Below are 15,285 nucleotides of genomic sequence, written 5' to 3' on the forward strand. Positions count from 1 at the left end.
CGCCATGACCCCCCAGACCATCACCGAAACCTCCTCTGCCGCCGACTCTGCGCCTGGCGGGGTCGACATCAAGCCACGCTCGCGGGTGGTGACCGACGGGCTCGAGGCCACTGCCGCACGTGGCATGCTTCGTGCGGTCGGTATGGGCGACGAGGACTTCGCCAAGCCCCAGATCGGGGTCGCCTCGTCCTGGAACGAGATCACCCCGTGCAACCTGTCCCTGGACCGGTTGGCCAAGGCGGTCAAGGACGGCGTGCACGCGGCCGGCGGCTACCCGCTGGAGTTCGGCACCATCTCCGTGTCGGACGGCATCTCGATGGGCCACGAGGGGATGCACTACTCACTGGTCAGCCGGGAGATCATCGCCGATTCGGTGGAGACGGTGATGTCGGCCGAGCGGCTGGATGGCTCGGTGCTGCTGGCCGGCTGTGACAAGTCGTTGCCCGGCATGCTGATGGCGGCCGCCCGGCTGGATCTGGCGTCGGTGTTCCTGTACGCGGGCACCATCATGCCCGGCCGGGTGGGGGACAAGGACGTCACCATCATCGACGCCTTCGAGGCGGTCGGTGCCTGCGTGAAGGGTCTGATCACCCGCGAGCAGGTGACCGAGATCGAGAAGGCCATCTGTCCCGGTGAGGGCGCCTGCGGTGGCATGTACACCGCCAACACCATGGCCTCGGCCGCGGAAGCGCTCGGCATGTCGTTGCCCGGCTCGGCTGCGCCACCCGCCGTGGACCGGCGTCGCGACGGATTCGCCCGCCGTTCGGGCATGGCCGCCGTCGAACTGCTCCGCAAGGGCATCACTGCCCGGCAGATCCTGACCAAGGAGGCGTTCGAGAACGCCATCGCGGTGACCATGGCCTTCGGCGGTTCCACCAACGCGGTCTTGCACCTGCTGGCCATCGCCAACGAGGCGGAGGTCGATCTGACCCTCGACGACTTCGTCCGGGTGGGCAAGAAGGTGCCGCACCTCGGCGACCTGAAGCCGTTCGGCCGGTATGTGATGAACGACGTGGACCGGGTCGGCGGTGTGCCCGTGGTGATGAAGTCTCTGCTGGAGGCTGGACTGCTGCACGGCGACTGCCTGACGGTGACCGGCAAGACGATGGCGGAGAACCTGGCCGACATCGCGCCGCCGGACGTCGACGGGACGATCGTGCGGGCGCTGTCGAATCCCATCCACCCGACCGGCGGCATCACCATCTTGCAGGGCTCACTGGCTCCCGAAGGTGCGGTGGTGAAGAGCGCCGGCTTCGACACGTCGGTGTGGGAGGGGACCGCGCGAGTCTTCGACGGCGAGCGCGCCGCCATGGACGCGCTGGAGGACGGCACCGTCGTCGCCGGCGATGTGGTGGTGATCCGGTATGAGGGCCCCAAGGGCGGTCCGGGAATGCGCGAGATGCTGGCCATCACCGCGGCGATCAAGGGCGCCGGACTGGGCAAGGACGTCATGCTGATCACCGACGGCCGATTCTCCGGTGGCACCACCGGTCTCTGCGTCGGCCACATCGCCCCGGAAGCCACCGAGGGCGGACCGATCGCCCTGGTGCAGGACGGCGATCCGATCACCTTGGACGTGGCCAATGGCACGCTCGAGCTGGGCGCCGATCCTGAGGAACTGGAGCGCCGACGGGCCGACTGGACACCGACCCCGCGCCCGGCCCGCCGTGGCGTGCTCGCCAAATACGCCAAGTTGGTGCGTTCGGCCAATGTGGGCGCCGTCTGCAGCTAACTCTCAAGAAGAGGGCGAGGTGCGGCGGCGTGTCGGCTTGCTTTTGTTGCTCCTGTTGCTCCCGTGGCTTGCGTGACGACAGTGAACGACCTTAGGGTCGGCTGGGTCCGGGGGCCAGGAGAACTGACGACAGCAAGGAGCATCATGCGGCGTCACCGCAGCGCAGCTACCCGTCTCGTGGGCCTGATCGCCCTACTCGTGCTCGTCCCGTTGGTCGGAGTCGCCGAGGTCAACTCGCCCCGCGCCGAGGCCGCACCGGTCACCCCTGTCACACCGCCCGCCCGGACGACGATCGCCGGCCACCCGGTATGGGCGCACTTCGCCAACCCGCAGGCGAACGACGGTCGTGACAAGACGATCCTCGATGAGGTCGTGCGGCTGATCGACAACGCACCGGCCGGCTCGACGATCCGGGGCACGATCTACTCCCTGTCCGTGCAGCCGGTGGCCAAGGCCCTGGTCGCCGCCGAGCGGCGGGGTGTCACCGTGCTGGCGCTGAGCGACGGCAAGAATCAGGCGCTCACGGGCAAGGCGCTGTCGATCGCGGCAGAACTGTCCAACTACCGTTTCTGCGGCTATTTACCGGCGGAGTACGAGAGCCCGACCAAGGCCGGCGGAGGCTGCATCAGCACCAGTGACAGCGGCGACCTGCACGTCAAGATGTTCACCTTCAGTTCGACCACCGATCCCAAGGGAGTGCGGCGGTCCAACGTCGTCTGGTTCGGCTCGGCGAACATGACGTACGCCTCCGGCTCCGACCAGAGCAACAACGCCATCACTGTGTATGGCGACGCCGCCTTGGTCACAGGGCTGAACAAGTACTTCACCGACCTGTGGAACCGCCGTCACTACACCGGGAACGACTACTACAACGCGAAGTCGGGACGCGGCTACTACCAGGCGTCCACGGCAACCGTTTATGCATCGCCCGAGGGTCGGGGCCAGACCGACACGGTCGTCGCCAGGCTCAACGACGTGAAGCCGAATGCCAACTGCCAGGTGCGGATCGGGATGAACTTCGTCACCGCAGGCCGGCCGGCCCTGCTCAAACTGGTCAAGAGCCTGCGCGCCAAGAAGTGCCGGGTGTGGATGGTGATCGGTTCCTCCGGCGGCAAGATCGAGATGGATCGCGGGGTCTACAACGCACTCATCAAGGCCGGCGTCAGCATCCGCCGAGCGCCCGCTGTGCACGACAAGTACTTCCTGGTGTACGGCAAGTTCGGCAAGCGCTACGAGTACCGGGTCTACACCGGCTCGCAGAACTGGAGCACCAGTGCGCTGACCACCAACGACGAGATCTTCGTCAAAATGACGCCCGAGTTGGCCGCCAGCCACCCGCTGTACGACGGGTTCCGCGCCCACTTCAACGAGACCTGGCGGTATGGTCGCACCTGCGTCAAGGGCGGCCACCCCTGCCGCTGAGCGAACGTCAGCGAAGCGAGCCCGTCGCGAGCCGCCGGTTCCGAACGAGCGTTAGCGAGTGAGCCCCGTCGCGAGCGGCCGTCTCACAGCGAGTGACGAAGACACGGTGAATTTCGTCACGGGTGCCGGTTTTGGGCGTTTCTCGTTCGAGTCTCGGCCCATCCGTCGGATATCCTTGCTGAAGTGACGTGGTGACCATTGAGTCGCCTGCACTAGCCGACGAAGACAACCGCCGCGCCCCCACCACGCCCGGGACGGCCTGAGACCGAGGAGTTCTGCGATCACCGATTCCGCCATCGCGACGGGGTTCTACACCAGCGCCGAGACTCCGCGGACGACACGTGGCTCCTATCAGACCCAACGGGTGCTGGAATCGTTGCCTGCCGTGATGCTGGTGCTGCCCATCTTGGTGCCGGTGCTGCTCCTGCTGGTCTCGCCGACCATCGCGTACCTGGCCTTCAGCGCGTACGTGCTGTTCTGGCTGGGTGCCTCGCTGAGCCTCGCCTTCCGGCAGTTGCGGGAGTTCCGCACCCTCAAGCGCTACCGCGCGATCGACTGGGATGAGCGGCTGCACAACCTCACCGACCCGTACGCGCGGATCCACGAGCTGGTCGACCGCCCCGATCTGACCAAGTCGGAGGTCGAGGAGCTGCACGCGCTCAATGCGTGGGTGCACAGCGGTGCCGATGTCCCGGCGCCGGACAGCATGCATCACCTGATCGTGATCCCGGTCTACAGCGAGTCCACCGAGATCATCGAGCAGTCGCTGGAGGCGATCCTGGAGGCCGACTTCCCGAGCGATCGGCTGATGGTCTGCCTGACCTTCGAGGCGCGCTCACCGGTCTGGGGGCCGACCGAGATCGCAGCGATCGAGAGTGCTTATACGCATCGATTCGGTCATTTCCTGGCTACGCAGCATCCCGACGGGCTGCCCGGCGAGGGCAAGGTGAAGGGCGCCAACATCAGCTGGGGTGCCCAGCTGGCCCGCCAGGAGCTGCATCGTCACGGGATCGCCGACGAGCAGGTCATCGTGTCGGCGTTTGACTCAGACACCCGGCCCAGCCCGCACTACTTCAAGGTGCTCACCTACACCTACCTGACCAACCCGGATCGGGATGTCGACAGCTATCAGCCGGTGCTGCTGTTCCACAACAACGCCTGGGAGGTGCCGACCGCGTCTCGCCTGGTCGGCTACGTCGCAAGCATGTGGACGCTGGCCGACTCGACCCGCCCGGAGCGGCTGCGGATCTTCTCCTCGCACGCGCTCGGTATGAAGGCCCTGGCCAGCGTCGACTTCTGGTCCACCAACGTGATTCCGGACGACTCGCGTCAGTTCTGGCGGATGTACTACGAGACCGACGGTCGGGCCAAGACCTTGCCGCTGCACCTGCCGGTCTATCTGGACGCTGTCCAGTCGCACAGCTGGTGGGCGACGATGAAGGAGCAGTACAAGCAGATCCGCCGCTGGTCCTACGGGGTGATCGACTTCCCGTATCTGATGGAGCAGAACCTGCGCAACGGGCGCATTCCGTGGCGGGAGAAGGCCTTCCTGACGCTGCAGCAGGTGACCCAGTTCCACCTCTGGGCGACTGTGCCGCTGATGCTGTTCGCGCTGCGCATGACGAGCACCTATCTGCAGCCGATCTACACCCACTCCAGCCTGATGCTGTCCGAGATCGCCGGCATGGTGAACCTGGTGGCCTTCATCATCGCGCCGCTCAGCCTGGTCATCTCGGCCGTCGTAGGCATCCGGCTACTGCCCCCGCGCCCCGCGGAACGTCCTCGGCGTGCCTGGGTGAAGATGGTGGGGGAGTGGATCTGCCTGCCGCTGGTCGGCCCGATCTTCTTCTGCGCGCCGGCCATCGACGCTCAGATCCGGCTGCTGCTTCGGCGCTATCTGGGCTTCCGGGTGACCGTGAAGTCGCGGACCAAGGCGGCCCACTCGGTTCGCTGAGGTCCCGTGCCCAGCTAGCAACGCGAGTCCACTCGTCCTCAACGCGACTTTGCGTTGTGGTGGCCGGCTTGGGGCGCTCAGGACGACGACATCTCCGTGGCGGCCCACTCGGCGACCCGCCGCTCAGCCTCCTCGTCGGAGACGTCCTCGACCCGGGTCATGATCGACCAGCGATGCCCGTACGGGTCCAGCACGGACGCGTACCGGTCGCCGGTGACGAAGGTGCTGGGCTGCTCGCGTACGGTCGCACCGCGGTCGGCAGCCAGCTTGGTGGTCGCGTCGACGTCGGGTACATAGATGGCGATCGAGCCGGTCACCGGACCCTCGGTGGGGGCGACCAGGCCGTACTCGGCCATGGCGTCGCCCAGTTGCAGTCGGCCGTCTTCGAGCTGCAGCTCGGCATGGGCGACCCTGCCGTCGGGGAGGTTCATCCGGCTCACCACGGTCGCGCCGAACACCGCGCAATAGAAGTCGATGGCCGCCGCGCCGTCGGAGACGCACAGGAACGGGGTCAGCGTCGAGTAACCGGCGGGGCGGTAAGGAATCTCAGTCATCCGACCAGCCTGCTCCGCCAGAGTGACGTACTTCTTGGAAAGACCCGCCAGGCGCCACGAAGTTGCTCGGGATTGTCGGTCTCGCTCGATCTGCTGGTATTGCAGATCCGACAAGATCGAGCAGCTCTCACTTGAGGCATCGGGTGTCTGTGGTGTCGATTAGCGTTCGTGCCATGAGCAGTACGCCGGAGCGTGGGCTGGTGCGTCGGCCGGGCAGCGTCGGTGCCTTCACCACGCATCGTTATCCGCCTGGCGCGGTGCTGGCGCCGTGGGTCGAGCACTTCTGGAGTGTCACCTGGGATCGCGGCGGTGCCGGACCGCTGGAGTCCAGCGTCATCTCCTTCCCGGCGATGCACGTCACCGTCGAGTGGGGCGATCAAGGATCGGTACGGCACGGCTACCCGATGCCGGCGACGCTGCTGCACGGCGTGGTGAGCCGGGTGTTCCGGGTGACCCTGACTGGCCGAGGCGGAGTAGTCGGAGCGCGCTTCCGGCCGGATGGCTTCCACGCCTGGTCCAGGCTGGATGCCGCAACCTTGACCGATACGGTGCAGCCGGTCAGGGACCTGCTCGGAGCCGAGATCGGCTCGCTGCATGCCGGAATGACGCCCGACGCTGAGCCCGCGGAGGTGCTGCGGAAACTGCGGAGTGCATTGGAAGGGCATCGTCCTGACAAGATGTCAGTTGGCATCGGTCCCGTCGTCGACCGGATCGCGACCGATTCCACCTTGGTTCGGGTCGACCAGGTTGCTCACGCGGTCGGACTGTCGGAGCGGACCTTGCAACGACGCTTCCGCCGCGAGATCGGCGTCGGTCCGAAATGGGTGCTCTCTCGGTTTCGACTGCAAGAAGCAGTCTTGGCACTGGAATGTGATCCCGGCGTTGATCTCAGCGAACTGGCGATCCGACTTGGCTTCTACGACCAGGCGCACCTCACCAACACCTTCGTCGAGATGCTGGGCGAGACCCCTGCTGCTTACGCCGCCCGCGTCCGCTCGCAGGTCTCATGAGGATCCGGTTGCAGCCCCTGACCAGGGCACGTCTGGCAGCACTCGGCGCCGCGGGTGTTGCCTGGGCGGAGGCGTTGCCGGAAGTGCTCGCGGGCTTGGCGCGCGACTGGAGCCTGGAGTTGGGCGCGGATCTGCCCGGTGGCAGCAACTCCTACGTCGTTCGGGCTACGACGGCGACCGGGTCACGCGCGGTGCTGAAGGTGGTGCTCGATGACACCGGATTGGCCGACCAGATCCGCGTGCTCCAGGTGGCCGACGGTCGTGGATACGCCCGATTGCTGCGATCCGATCTCGACCGGCGGGCCATGCTGCTGGAGGAGCTCGGTGCCTCATTGCAGAACCGTGGCCTGCCGGGCCGAGACCAACTGGCGATCCTCGCCGACACGCTGGCGATCGCCTGGCAGCCGACCGGCCTGGATCGGGTGCCGCCCGAGGCGGACAAGGCTGTCGGTCTGGCGCACCTGATCAGCGAGCACTGGGAGCAGCTCGACCGCCCCTGCCCGACCGAGGTACGCGACCAGGCCCTGCGCTACGCGGAGCAGTTGGCAGATCCACCTGCCGAGGCGCTGGTGGTCGTCCATGGCGACCCCCATCCCGGCAATGCACTCGCCGCCAAACGGTCCGGGCGGAACGACCAGATCGGCTATCGCTTCGTGGACCCGGACGGCTTCGTCGCGGATCGGGCCTACGACCTCGGCGTCACCATGCGCGACTTCTCCGCCGCCGTGCTGCGGGAGGGTCGCCCGCTGGTGGAGTCGTATGCCGCCCTGCTCGCAGCCCGGACCGGTGTCGTTGCCGAGCGAATCTGGCAATGGGCTTTCGTCGAGCGAGTCTCCACCGGGCTCTATGTCCTCGGCTTCGGCGCCGAGACGGTCGCCCGGTCGTATCTGGACTCGGCGGAGTTGCTGCTCGACCGGCCGTGATCGTTGCGGTGCCCGCCTACTCTGGCCGGCATGAGAGCGCGGGTGCTCGCCGCGGTGGTGGTCCTGGCTGCGCTGACGGCCTGCACGGCCGGTCAGCCGGGTGAACCTGGTCGCCAGTCCTCACCATCCACGAGCGCAGCGCCCAACCCGTCGACGCCGGCCGGCACGGTGACGCCCGATGGCTCGACCGCGCCTACTACCCCGACTGCCGTCACCCCGACTCCTCAGGCTCTCACTCAGCCGTTGGTACTGACGGTGCACGCCACCCGGACGGTGGCTGATGTCCCTACCAGGACAGCACGTTCCCTGTCCGATCGCGCAGCCCGCAACCAGAAGCTGACCATCCGGTGGGCAGAGCTGGAGCAGCCCGGTGGCGGCCGCGCCAAGGTCCGTCTCGCCACCACGGCAGCAGGAGCCAGAGCACTGCTGAAAGACGTCCGCGCCGACGACAGCCTCCTCGCTCTGGTGCCTGCCGAGGTGGTGGATGCGACGGTTCGCGTCCTCACCGTCGGCAGCCGACACCCGCTGCGCGATCCGGCTCGCTATCCGCTGCGGACCGCCGCCAGCACTCGCCAACCCCAGGTCACCACGGTCACGATCGTCGGCGATGTGATGCTCGGACGACGCGTCGCCCGGGCATCCGGCGATGACCCGATCCGACCGCTGCGATCGACGGCGAAACGGCTGGCCAGCGCTGAAATCACCGTCGGCAATCTCGAATCCACCCTGTCCGATGACGGCTCGCCGACCCAGGGCGGCGACTCCTTCCACGCCGACCCCGCGATCATCAAGGGCCTGAGACTGGCCGGATTCGACACGGTGGTGCTGGCCAACAACCACCTCGGCGACTACGGCCAGCGGGCGCTGCGACAGACCCTCGCCACCCTCCGGGACGCCGACCTCCCATACGTGGGTGCCGGTCGAGACCTGAAAGAGGCGCGTCGGCCGGTGATCATCACCCGCGACGGCGTACGGGTGGGGTTCATCGCGACCGAGTCGATCGGCGAGACCCCCGCAGCCACCGCAGATCGCGGCGGCACCAACCGGTTGAACATGCCGCCGCGGACCGGTCCGCTGAACGAGCGGCAGTTGGACCGGATCACCGGCGACATCGCCAAGCTCAGCCAGCGGGTCGATGTGGTCATCGTCATCCCGCACTGGGGCACCCAGTACACCCATGTGCCCGAGGCCAGTCAGCGAAGTGCCGCCCGCGCCTTCGCCAAAGCCGGTGCGGATCTGGTGATCGGCGGTCATCCGCACTGGGTGCAGGGCTGGGAGCAGATGAGCGGCGCGGTGGTCGTGCACTCGCTCGGCAACTTCGTCTTCGACATGGACTTCCAGACCAAGACGATGGAGGGCATCTTCGTCGAGATCGTGCTCTGGGGCGGTGCCGTCAAGGCGGTCGAACCGGTCCCGTACCGACTCGACTCCCGTTTCGTGCCGAAAGTGGTCAAAGGCCGACAGGCCGAACGGATCCTTGCCGATGTCTGGTCGACGAGCCGCGGACCGTTCGCCCGTCCGTGATCAAAGAGGCCGTCTTGATCAAAGGCTCTGCAACCAGGCCCACATCACGGCGCCGACCCGTCTGAGTTGGCGACGGTCGACCACGTCAGGCGTGTCAGCGGGGGAGTGGTAGCCGGCGTACGGGATGCTGCCCAGCCGGATCGCCGGGATGCCTGCCTTGGTGTACGACCAGTGGTCGCTGGCGGTGTTCCCGCTGCAGCTGCGAGTAGGCACGTCGGCCTTCTTCGCCGCGGCTCGGACCTCGGCTCGCAACTTGTTTCCGCTGGTCCGGGCCGAGCAGACGGGCACGTAGGAGGCCCGCACACCCACGCGATCAAGAGCGACCGCGGCGACGATCGCCTTGCGCTCGGCCTTCGACAGCTTCGCCACGTGCTGCTGGGAGCCGAAGTGATGCAGTGCGTCGCCGGAGCCGCGCGGTTCCTCGGCGCCGAACGCGATGAACCGGACCGGGGTGTCGGGCGGCGCGGCGGCCGCCATCCGGGCCAGCTCGAGCATCACCGAGACCCCGGATGCGTTGTCCTCTGCACCCGGTGCGACCGCGACCGTGTCCAGATGGGCGACCACCACCACATGCGGTTTCCGGTCGTCGAAGCCCGATGGATCGGCGATCACGTTGCGCGAGGTGCCGGCCTTCACCGGCGTACCCCAGGAGTTGCCGGCCGGCACCTTCACCGACTCGGTGCTGACCTCGTACCCGAGGGTGCGGAACCGCTTGCTGACCAGGTCGGCTGCCTTCGCGAACCGTTTGGAGGTGGCCTCGCGCGGGCCGATGTCGCCGGCCAGGGTCTCGATGTCAGCCAGCACATCCCGCGTGTCGAACTTCGGCTTCGGCGTTCTGGTCGGCCCTGGCGAGGTCGGCGTCGGAGACGGAATAGGAGGTGCCGGATCGACGCGCGGGGTCGATGTCGTGGCCGGTATTGCGCTCGAGGTTCCCGAGGGCGGCGACGATTCGCTCGGGTTCGAGGCCCGCGATCCGTCGGGCGCGGCCGTACACGCAGTTGCCAGGCACACGGTTGCCACGCAAGCTGCCGAGAGGCTTCCTATCGGCCAGTCGCGCCAGAATCGAAGCGCCCGTCGGCCCGCCATCCACCGATGCTACCCAGCCGATCGGGGACAAACCTGCGGCTCAATCCAGCGAAACCCTCCGACACGCCGTCTTGCGCGAGTTGAGCCGCACCTCTGTCCCGGAAAGGGGGCGGTCAACAACTAGGACGTCCGAATGTCCTTCCGAATGTCAAGACATCCCGGGTGTCACGTTGACCTGGACGCCGTGATCGGCGATGGTTGGCGGGTGCCTCGTACGTCCCTCCTCGTAGTTAGTCAGCGCGTCAGCTGAGCCGATAGCTCACCGATGCGCTTCCCTCGTCTGCCTTCCGGCGGCGGGGGTTTTTTGTTGGCCGGCCACGTGGCTGGAGGAGGCCGACGATGCACAGGCGTAACATTCAGAAGGTTTGGAACACGACAGGAGTAGGCAGATGGCCGACGCGGGCACGGCCGGTGAATTCACCGGCGCCCAGTCCCTGGTGAAGTCCCTCGAACACGCCGGGGCAGACACAGTATTCGGGATCCCGGGCGGAGCGATCCTCCCCGCTTACGATCCCCTCTACGACTCCCAGTCTGTACGCCACATCCTGGTTCGGCACGAACAGGGTGCGGGCCATGCCGCCCAGGGCTACGCGATGGTGACCGGCAAGGTCGGCGTCTGCATGGCCACCTCCGGACCGGGCGCCACGAATCTGGTCACCCCGATCGCCGACGCCCATATGGACTCGGTGCCGATCGTGGCCATCACCGGTCAGGTCGCCTCTCCGGCCATCGGCACCGATGCGTTCCAGGAAGCCGACATCCGCGGCATCACGATGCCGATCACCAAGCACAACTTCTTGGTGACCAAGGCGGCCGACATCCCGCATGCGATCGCCTCCGCGTTCCACATCGCCAGCACCGGCCGGCCGGGACCGGTCCTGGTCGACGTCACCAAGGATGCGTTGCAGGGCACCTCGACCTTCACCTGGCCCGGTCAGCTGGATCTGCCGGGCTACCGGCCGGTGACCAGGCCGCATGGCAAGCAGGTGCGGGAGGCTGCCCGACTGATCGTCGCAGCCAAGCGCCCGGTGCTGTACGTGGGCGGCGGCGTGGTCAAGTCCCGCGCCTCCAAGCAGTTGCTGGAGCTGGCCGAGCTGACCGGCATCCCCGTGGTCACCACCTTGATGGCGCTGGGCAGCTTCCCGGCCACTCATCCGCAGAACATGGGCATGCCCGGCATGCACGGTGACGTGTCGGCTGTCGGTGCGCTGCAGCGCAGCGATCTGTTGATCACCCTCGGCGCTCGCTTCGACGACCGGGTCACCGGCCAGCTGTCCAGCTTCGCGCCCGAGGCCAAGGTGATCCACGCCGATATCGACCCGGCGGAGATCTCCAAGAACCGCTATGCCGATGTGCCGATCGTCGGTGACGCCCGGGAGATCATCGAAGAGCTGACCAGTCTGCTGCGTGGCAGCGACAAGCTGCCCGACGTGGCGGACTGGGCGCGCTATCTGACGGAGGTCAAGCGTCGCTATCCGACCGGGTACGACCTGCCGGCCGACGGCTCGCTGTCACCGCAGCACGTCATCAAGCGGATCGGCGAGCTGACCGGGCCGGATGCCTACTACGCCGCGGGTGTCGGTCAGCATCAGATGTGGGCGGCGCACTTCCTGCCCCACGAGCTGCCCGGTCGCTGGCTCAACTCCGGCGGCGCCGGGACGATGGGCTACTGCGTGCCGGCAGCGATGGGCGCCAAGGTCGGCCAGCCGGACAAGGTGGTGTGGGGCATCGACGGAGACGGCTGTTTCCAGATGACCAACCAGGAGCTGGTGACCTGCGCCCTGGAGGGGATCCCGGTCAAGATCGCGGTGATCAACAACCAGAGCCTGGGCATGGTGCGGCAGTGGCAGACGCTGTTCTACGAGGGCCGCTATTCCAACACCGACTTGAAGACCAACCGGGTGCCGGACTTCCCGAAGCTGGCCGAGGCGATGGGCTGCGTCGGTCTGCGGGCCGAGGAGCCCGACGAGGTCGACTCCGTGATCGAGAAGGCGTTGTCGATCAACGACGTCCCGGTGGTGGTGGAGTTCGTGGTGCACAAGGACGCCATGGTGTGGCCGATGATCGCCGGCGGCGCCAGCAACGACGACATCAAGGTGGCCCGTGACATGGCCCCGCGCTGGGACGGAGAAGACCTGTGAGCATCACCACTGTCACCACGGCCGAGACCACCCACACGCTGAGCGTGCTGGTGGAGAACAAGCCCGGTGTGCTCGCTCGTGTCGCGTCGCTCATCTCGCGGCGCGGATTCAATATCGAGTCGCTCGCCGTCGGACCCACCGAGTATCCGCACATGTCCCGGATCACGCTCGTGGTCACCACCGAAGACCACGTGCTGGAGCAGCTCACCAAACAGCTCAACAAGCTGATCGAGGTGCTCAAGATCGTCGAGCTGGAGCGCGACGCCGTCCGCCGGGAGTTGATCCTGGTCAAGGTGAAGGTCGACCCCGACCAGCGCGGCCAGGTGCTGGACATCATCCAGCTGTTCGGCGCGAAGGCCGAGGACGTCAACTCGGAGACCATCACCATCGAGGCCACCGCGGTGCCCGAGAAGCTGGACTCGATGCTCAAGCTGCTCGAGCCGTACGGTGTGCGCGAGTTGGTGAAGTCCGGGCTGGTCGCAGTCGGGCGGGGCAACCGTTCCATCACCGACCGCACGCAGCGCGGCGAACGATTCAAGCACGTCCGGGCCGTCTGACCGGTTCATCCCAGATTCTTCACAAACATCCGACCCAAACACAGTAGACAAGGGAGTAACACCAAAGTGCCAGCAGAGATGTTCTACGACGACGACGCCGATCTGTCGGTGATCCAGGGCCGCACCGTGGCCGTCATCGGCTATGGCTCGCAGGGCCACGCGCATGCGCTGTCGCTGCGCGATTCGGGCGTCGACGTACGCGTGGGTCTGCGGCCGGGCTCGAAGTCGGCGGCGAAGGCCGAGGCCGAGGGCCTGCGGGTGCTCAGTGTCGCCGACGCGGCCGCCGAGGCCGATCTGATCATGATCCTGGCGCCCGATCAGCACCAGCGCACCATCTACGCCAACGAGATCGCGCCGAACTTGCAGGAGGGTGACGCGCTGTTCTTCGCGCACGGCTTCAACATCCGGTTCGGCTATATCCAGCCGCCGGCCGGCGTTGACGTCTGCATGGTCGCGCCCAAGGGCCCGGGTCACCTGGTCCGCCGTGAGTACGCCGAGGGCCGGGGCGTCCCGGTCATCGTGGCGGTCGAGAAGGATGAGTCCGGCGAGGCCTGGCCGCTCGCGCTCTCGTACGCGAAGGCGATCGGCGGTCTGCGGGCCGGTGGTATCAAGACCACCTTCACCGAGGAGACCGAGACCGATCTGTTCGGCGAGCAGGCTGTGCTGTGCGGTGGCGCGTCCGCGCTGGTCCAGGCTGGTTTCGAGATCCTGACCGAGGCGGGTTATCAGCCCGAGGTCGCGTACTTCGAGTGCCTGCACGAGCTCAAGCTGATCGTCGACCTGATGTACGAGGGTGGCATCGCCAAGCAGCGCTGGAGTGTCTCCGACACCGCCGAGTACGGCGACTACGTCTCCGGCCCGCGGGTGATCGACGACCACGTCAAGGAGAACATGAAGGCCGTCCTCGCCGACGTCCAGTCCGGCGCGTTCGCCAAGCGGTTCATCGATGATCAGGACGCCGGTGCGCCGGAGTTCAAGGAGCTGCGGGCCAAGGCCGAGCAGCACCCGATCGAGGCCACCGGGCATCAGTTGCGCGGGCTGATGGCCTGGGTCAAGTCGCACGACGACGACTACGTGGAGGGCACCGCCGCCCGCTGATTTGCCAGCGGCTGACCTTCTTCAGACCGCCCTCGGGTTCCGGGTTTCGGGACTCGGGGGCGGTTTTGTCGTCCTAGCTCGGCTAGTTGGCCGACCCCACCGAGCGAGGCGCTAGCCGAGCGAGCCCGTCGTGAGCGCCCGCGCAGCGGAGCAGCGAATCGACGACAACACGACTCAGCGCGAGCGGATGGTCATGTCGATGACGCGGGTGCCGTCGTCGCGGCGTACGCCGGTGCCGATCACGTACAGCCGGCTCGGTGGCTCCTTCTGCTGGCTGACCGCGTCGTCGTTGGCCAGCACGCAGATCTTGGTCAGCTCGCTGGTCTGCATGGGGACCGGGTGACCGGGGACGCATTTGCCGAACTCATCGGCGAGCGCCGCCATCGCCTTCGCGGCGGACTCCTTCGGGACCTCGAGCCGGGCCCGCAGCAGGTAGTCGTGGGTGGCGGTATAGGTGCCGCTGATCACCTTCGTGTCGGGCGGCAGCTCGGCGTCGCTGTAGTATTGGACGTCGGCCAGCGTCAGCGGTTCGCAGACGAAGCCAGTGAGCTTGTTGACACACGGCGAACCGTTGTCCGAGGTGAAGCTGAAGTAGGGAACTCCCCAGACACCCGCGTACCGGGTGAGGACGCCCCACACGATCAGCACGAACCCGGCCATCAGCAGGATGCCGACGCCGATCCTGATCGCTCTGTTTCGTCCCCGGGCCACGCGGCACAGCCTATGTGACGCGTGCCGTCGTCCGGTGGGTCGCGCTCTGGCGCTGCCCATGCCCCATGCCAGTGCCACAGCCGATCCCCGCCGATACCCACTTCGCACCAATTGCATCTTCTCCGCACCAGGCGTGCTTGGTGTGAGGTGGCATCAGTGGGTGCGAAGTGGGGATTGGGGTGGTGTGACCTGCGGTTGCCGGTCCGGCTGGCGCCGCCGGGCCAAAGATCTACCCGGCTCTGACGGGATGCTGAGTCGTTTCGCGCCGCCGGGCCACCGACGACCACCAGTTGCGCGTGTGCGGCGTACGTTTTGCACCACCGGGCCACGAACGACCGTCGACCAGGCGCGCACGGCGTACATCTCGCGCCGCCGGGCCACGAACGATCGTCGACCGGGCGTGTGCGGCGTACATCTCGCGCCGCCGGGCCACAGATAGGCGCCGGAGCGGCGACGTCTGGCTCTGTCAGGTGGGATCGCTGATCGAGAAGGAGGCAAGGCACCTGTTCACGGCCGAAACAGGTGCCAGAACTCTTTCTCGCGAGCACCTGCGTGCGCCAAGCGGGCAGGCCG

General features: G+C 67.0%; 13 protein-coding genes. 9 read left to right on the forward strand and 4 right to left on the reverse strand.

From position 1 onward, the window contains the following. Window positions 1-4 precede the first annotated feature (4 nt). From ilvD to MLP_RS08720, 3 genes are all read left to right on the forward strand, one after another. Entirely contained in the window at window positions 5-1,732 is a 1,728-nt protein-coding gene (ilvD, locus tag MLP_RS08710) for a dihydroxy-acid dehydratase (RefSeq protein WP_013862686.1), read from the forward strand. A gap of 144 nt (window positions 1,733-1,876) precedes the next feature. Next, window positions 1,877-3,154, forward strand: coding sequence for a phospholipase D-like domain-containing protein (locus tag MLP_RS08715; RefSeq protein WP_156821093.1), 1,278 nt, complete (start codon window positions 1,877-1,879; stop codon window positions 3,152-3,154). Window positions 3,155-3,518: 364 nt separating this feature from the next. After that, window positions 3,519-5,108, forward strand: a complete 1,590-nt coding sequence (locus MLP_RS08720) for a glycosyltransferase (RefSeq protein ID WP_013862688.1) — start codon at window positions 3,519-3,521, stop codon at window positions 5,106-5,108. Between the two features lie 77 nt (window positions 5,109-5,185). Here MLP_RS08720 and MLP_RS08725 read toward each other — a convergent pair whose 3' ends face one another. Then, window positions 5,186-5,662: a VOC family protein gene (locus MLP_RS08725; protein ID WP_013862689.1), complete on the reverse strand. Its 477-nt coding sequence runs from the start codon at window positions 5,660-5,662 to the stop codon at window positions 5,186-5,188. Window positions 5,663-5,835: 173 nt separating this feature from the next. Here MLP_RS08725 and MLP_RS08730 point away from each other — a divergent pair, with 173 nt between their 5' ends. From MLP_RS08730 to MLP_RS08740, 3 genes are read left to right on the forward strand one after another with little or no spacing between them, the layout of a single operon-like run. Further along, window positions 5,836-6,672 carry an AraC family transcriptional regulator gene (locus MLP_RS08730; RefSeq protein WP_013862690.1) on the forward strand — a complete coding sequence of 279 codons (837 nt, stop codon included), beginning with the start codon at window positions 5,836-5,838 and terminating at the stop codon, window positions 6,670-6,672. Between the two features lie 8 nt (window positions 6,673-6,680). Continuing rightward, a complete protein-coding gene (locus MLP_RS08735; protein ID WP_049804501.1) occupies window positions 6,681-7,595 on the forward strand; it encodes an aminoglycoside phosphotransferase family protein in 915 nt (304 codons plus the stop codon). 30 nt (window positions 7,596-7,625) lie between these two features. Next, window positions 7,626-9,119 carry a CapA family protein gene (locus tag MLP_RS08740; RefSeq protein WP_013862692.1) on the forward strand — a complete coding sequence of 498 codons (1,494 nt, stop codon included), beginning with the start codon at window positions 7,626-7,628 and terminating at the stop codon, window positions 9,117-9,119. A gap of 18 nt (window positions 9,120-9,137) precedes the next feature. Here MLP_RS08740 and MLP_RS08745 read toward each other — a convergent pair whose 3' ends face one another. Next, the gene (locus MLP_RS08745; RefSeq protein ID WP_013862693.1) at window positions 9,138-9,923 is read right to left on the reverse strand and encodes a M28 family metallopeptidase; all 786 of its coding nucleotides are present in this window, start codon (window positions 9,921-9,923) and stop codon (window positions 9,138-9,140) included. Next, entirely contained in the window at window positions 9,913-10,143 is a 231-nt protein-coding gene (locus MLP_RS28530) for a hypothetical protein (RefSeq protein ID WP_197536523.1), read from the reverse strand. The genes MLP_RS08745 and MLP_RS28530 overlap by 11 nt, the downstream gene beginning before the upstream one ends. Before the next feature lie 451 nt (window positions 10,144-10,594). Here MLP_RS28530 and MLP_RS08755 point away from each other — a divergent pair, with 451 nt between their 5' ends. From MLP_RS08755 to ilvC, 3 genes are all read left to right on the forward strand, one after another. Continuing rightward, window positions 10,595-12,346, forward strand: a complete 1,752-nt coding sequence (locus tag MLP_RS08755; RefSeq protein WP_013862695.1) for an acetolactate synthase large subunit — start codon at window positions 10,595-10,597, stop codon at window positions 12,344-12,346. Continuing rightward, window positions 12,343-12,903, forward strand: a complete 561-nt coding sequence (gene ilvN, locus MLP_RS08760; protein WP_013862696.1) for an acetolactate synthase small subunit — start codon at window positions 12,343-12,345, stop codon at window positions 12,901-12,903. The genes MLP_RS08755 and ilvN overlap by 4 nt, the downstream gene beginning before the upstream one ends. A 78-nt stretch (window positions 12,904-12,981) precedes the next feature. Then, complete coding sequence (ilvC, locus tag MLP_RS08765; protein ID WP_041789889.1) at window positions 12,982-14,001, forward strand: ketol-acid reductoisomerase; 1,020 nt, start codon at window positions 12,982-12,984, stop codon at window positions 13,999-14,001. 174 nt (window positions 14,002-14,175) lie between these two features. On the opposite strand, the gene MLP_RS08770 is transcribed toward ilvC, so the two are convergent. After that, on the reverse strand, window positions 14,176-14,712 hold the full coding sequence (locus tag MLP_RS08770) for a hypothetical protein (RefSeq protein WP_013862698.1): 537 nt from the start codon (window positions 14,710-14,712) through the stop codon (window positions 14,176-14,178). Between the last annotated feature and the right edge of the window lie 573 nt (window positions 14,713-15,285).

Origin of the sequence: Microlunatus phosphovorus NM-1, from assembly GCF_000270245.1 — a bacterium.
In the GTDB taxonomy this organism is placed as follows: domain Bacteria; phylum Actinomycetota; class Actinomycetes; order Propionibacteriales; family Propionibacteriaceae; genus Microlunatus; species Microlunatus phosphovorus.

Coding starts and splice junctions, on each gene's coding strand:
- MLP_RS08740 (WP_013862692.1), top strand. CDS start 7,626: ATGAGAGCGCGGGTGCTCGCCGCGGTGGTGGTCCTGGCTGCGCTGACG.
- MLP_RS08755 (WP_013862695.1), top strand. CDS start 10,595: ATGGCCGACGCGGGCACGGCCGGTGAATTCACCGGCGCCCAGTCCCTG.
- MLP_RS08730 (WP_013862690.1), top strand. CDS start 5,836: ATGAGCAGTACGCCGGAGCGTGGGCTGGTGCGTCGGCCGGGCAGCGTC.
- MLP_RS08715 (WP_156821093.1), top strand. CDS start 1,877: ATGCGGCGTCACCGCAGCGCAGCTACCCGTCTCGTGGGCCTGATCGCC.
- ilvD (WP_013862686.1), top strand. CDS start 5: ATGACCCCCCAGACCATCACCGAAACCTCCTCTGCCGCCGACTCTGCG.
- ilvC (WP_041789889.1), top strand. CDS start 12,982: ATGTTCTACGACGACGACGCCGATCTGTCGGTGATCCAGGGCCGCACC.
- MLP_RS08725 (WP_013862689.1), bottom strand. CDS start 5,662: ATGACTGAGATTCCTTACCGCCCCGCCGGTTACTCGACGCTGACCCCG.